Here is a 3,853-nt window from a genome sequence, read left to right as displayed (position 1 = left end):
ACACTATTTTCAAGATCTTTTTTGGATTTAAGTGTCAATTCGTAAGAAATCTTTGCGGATTCATATGAAGTATTTGCGCTATCATAAGAAAGGGTTGCCTGCGTTGAATCAATCTCAAGAATTTTATCACCGGCTTTTACAAGAGAACCCTCTTCAACATAGATTTTCTTTATAATACCAGAGACTTCTGGATAAACGTAAGTTTCGGAATCAAACGAGACACTCCCACTTAAGTTAACCTCAGAATCCAAATCCAAATAGCTTACAGTATAAATTGAGTTGCCTGTTTGAATTTTTACTAAATCATTTCTTGCACAGCCAAAAGAAAAAGCGCTAATAAATGTAATAAGGATAAGAACAATAAAGATCCTATTTTTCATTTAATCCTCCATAAAATACATATAATTTTTTAAATTTAACAAATTATATACAAAAAAACAAAATCACAAAATTTTTGACTTTTAAATTAAACTCGTCTTTTATATAAACTCGTTAATTATCTCTGTTAGATCTGGCACCTCATTTCGATTGAGGTAGTAATTTTCTAAAGCAACCTGCTCTTCATAAGTTTCCAAGTTTGTTCTAAATAGAATACCAGTAGGTATTTTTTCATCATCTTTCATAAGTAAATCAACAGCACTCTTTAAGTTGCTACTATCATAATTTAAGTCTTCTACCTTATACACGCGCTCTTTGTAGAATTGGTAAGTATTATTAAAAGTTACGCACGGTTGGAGCACTTCTACAAATGCAAAGCCACGGTGTTTAAGCATCTCAGAAAAAATATACTGAAGGTGTTTTAAGTCAGCTGAAAAACCTCTTGCTACAAATGTTGCATTTGATAATAGCATAATTAGACTTGGGTTTATAGGATTTTCAGGGTTACCGAAAGGTGTAGAACGACTTTTAAAGCCATGCGGGGAAGTGGGAGTGAACTGCCCTGTTGTAAGACCATACACAGCGTTATTATGTAAAATCAACTTTATATCTGTATTTCTTCTTGCTGCATGTATCGTATGGGACATACCTTCTGCAAAGGCATCGCCATCACCTACAAAACCAATGACAGTTAAATTAGGGTTTGCTAGTTTAATGCCAGTTGCAAGAGGAGGAACTCGCCCATGTATAGTATGAAAGGAATTTAAGTGGTAGTAGTTTGTAATATAACCATAACAGCCAATACCAGAAACAAGCGTAATATCCTCTTGTTTAAGAGTGCCATTTTCAATTTCTTTTTCAAGGACAGTTTTAAGGGCATTGTAGATACCAAAATTTCCACAGCCCGGGCACCACTGTATTTTTCTATCTGTTGCAAGATTCATTTTACCACCTCCTTGAAGATGTTTCTTAACTCCCAAACATTGAAGGGCCTTCCGTCGTATTTTAGAACTCTTTTGTATATGCTTTTTCCGGTTTTACTTTCGAGAATGTTTGCAAACTGCCCAAAAGAATTTTGTTCAATGGAAATAATTTTTTTAACATCTTTGAGTTCATTAAGAAGTGCCTCTTTTGGGAAAGGTTCAAGCGAAATTACCTGTATAAATTTAATATATAAGTCTTTAATGGCTTCAAGTATTGCTCCTTTTGGGGAACCAAAAGATACAACAGCAACATCACTTTCTTTACCAAAGACATTGATGAATTTCATTAATTTAAAGTCTTCTTCGATTGTTTTTATCTTTCTTAATCGTTTTTCTTTCATTGAGATTAGATTCTTAGGATCACTTGAACTATAGCCTTCCTCTGTGTGCTCACTTGAGTTTACATGAACTATAATATCTTTCATTGAAGGAAAGGCAAGAGGAGAAATGCCATCTTCGTTAAGTTTATACCTTTTGTAATGTTGTTCTTCTTGGTCAAAAGTTTTTATAAGAGGTGGGTAATTATTTGAAAATGGTATTAGAACGTTTTGTGCGCTTTCTGATATGTGCTTATCAGAGAGGATGAATACAGGAGTTTGGTACCACCAAGCAAATTGGAATGCCTTTGCTGTAACTTCAAATGCTTCAACAATATCACCTGGTGCAAGGACAATACGAGGAAATTCACCATGTCCAACATTTAAAACAAGGTTTAAATCGCTTTGCTCAGTGTAAGTTGGTGCTCCTGTAGAAGGACCTACACGTTCAACATCTACAATTACAATTGGGACTTCAACTGCACCTGCAAGACTAATGGTTTCACCCATAAGATCAATGCCTGCTCCAGATGTGCCAACCATAGAGGGGACACCTGCATATGCACTTCCTAAGGCAAGGTTAATTGCTGCAATTTCATCTTCAAGTTGTATTGCCGTGATATTAAACCTTTTTGCATTTTTTGCAAGAAATTCAAGAAGAGTTGAAGAAGGTGTAATTGGGTATGCCGCATAAACTTTCATTCCTGCTTTAACTCCTCCTAAACCAATAGCATCGTTTCCATAAAGTAGAGGTTTTGGGGTATTAGTTCCTTTTAAAAGGTGTATATGCTGTTCATTTTTATCTTTGAGGATATTATACCCCGCCATAAACAGTTCTATATTCTTAGGAGCGTGCTCTTTTAAGTCATCTTTTATCACATCAATAACGAAATCTACAGGGATTTGGAGAAGATAAGTTAACATTCCTAATACTATAGATGGTTTCATAAAGGGTTGACCATCAACACTTCTTATAATTGAATCAAAATTTATTTTATCATCGGTAAATGTTGAGCAATTTTCTTTCTGTTTGTCTTTGTATTTTTCGAAAACATCCATGTGAAAAGCAAACATATAATCAAATTTATTGTAGGAAGTGTAAATCTCCTCGTTTGAAACTCTTACTTCAGAATAGTCAGTGCCACCTCTTATAATTGAGCCGTAATCGTTTAGAATAAAGACATTATAGCCAAACCTATTAAAGACTTTACCAATAAGCATTGAACCTCTTTTTATACCTTCTCCTGCTTGGCCACCTATAAAAATTGATAGATCCATTAATTAAACCTCCTTTCAAAAGATTATAACAAAAAATATTATTTGTCGGAAGTTTTTATATTTTTGGTCCTTGTATATGTTGATTAAAAAGAGCAGTAAAATATCTTTTACTTTTCGTTTTAGTGGGTTAATGCCAACTGTTATATTATATGCTATAGTCTGTTATTGTTTGTTATTCTGAACAAGAGGACTACACTTAGTCACTCCGACAAGGCAAAATCCCCACAAGGTCAACTTTGTTGCACGTTAAAGCAACTCCACCAAATCCGTGAGGTTTGGTTGGTGCTGTATCTATTGGCAGAGTTTTTGCAGTTTCAGGATCTGAATCACTGGATATGTTGTTTGAGTCTCTTTTTGCAGCTATTTTAAACCAATATTGAGTGGCTGGAGTAAGCGAAGAGATCGTTACATCTAAAAGAGGGAGATCAAAAGATCCAGCTAAAACATAAACCAATCCATTTACACTATATTTCACTACAACTTGTGTTGCATTTGTGTTAGGAGGGTCCCAAGTAAGTTTTATAGAAGTTGACGAGAGAGGAGTTGCCGTAAGCCCTGTGGGTGTTTTAAGAGCATAAGCATTTTTGGTTGGGGATTGAGCAGAATCTTTGCTTGCATTGTAGGCAGTTACTTTAAATAAATAGACACCGTAGTCAGCAACGGTAGTATGATAGGAAAGGGTATTTTTGTCCAATGTTGTAACAAGCGACCAATTAAAAATAGAACCTATCTTAACCCACTTATAGATTTTATACCCATCGCAGTCTTTCGTATGTGACCATGACATATAGATCGTTTTGCCAATTCCATTTGCTTGAAAGTTTGTAGGAGCTGCTGGGAGAGTGAGCTTTGAAACACCCGAGGAAATTAATGAAACATCATCAGTTATATGTGTGT

4 protein-coding genes are annotated in these 3,853 nt (G+C 34.9%); all 4 read right to left on the bottom strand.

Annotation, left to right across the window (positions count from 1 at the left end):
• Window positions 1-380, bottom strand: a 380-nt coding sequence (locus K6343_05800; GenBank protein MEF3245471.1) for an HlyD family secretion protein, incomplete at its 3' end; no start/stop codon positions are given.
• A gap of 99 nt (window positions 381-479) precedes the next feature.
• Window positions 480-1,322, bottom strand: coding sequence for a 2-oxoacid:ferredoxin oxidoreductase subunit beta (locus K6343_05795; GenBank protein ID MEF3245470.1), 843 nt, complete (start codon window positions 1,320-1,322; stop codon window positions 480-482).
• A complete protein-coding gene (locus K6343_05790) occupies window positions 1,319-2,956 on the bottom strand; it encodes a 2-oxoacid:acceptor oxidoreductase subunit alpha (protein ID MEF3245469.1) in 1,638 nt (545 codons plus the stop codon). Before K6343_05790 ends, K6343_05795 begins: the two co-directional genes overlap by 4 nt.
• Window positions 2,957-3,152: 196 nt before the next feature.
• Window positions 3,153-3,853: fibronectin type III domain-containing protein (locus K6343_05785; GenBank protein ID MEF3245468.1), on the bottom strand; the 701-nt coding region annotated here is incomplete at its 5' end.

The organism is Caldisericaceae bacterium, from assembly GCA_036574215.1.
GTDB lineage: Bacteria > Caldisericota > Caldisericia > Caldisericales > Caldisericaceae > Caldisericum.
This window is presented reverse-complemented; position numbering and strand designations above follow the sequence as displayed.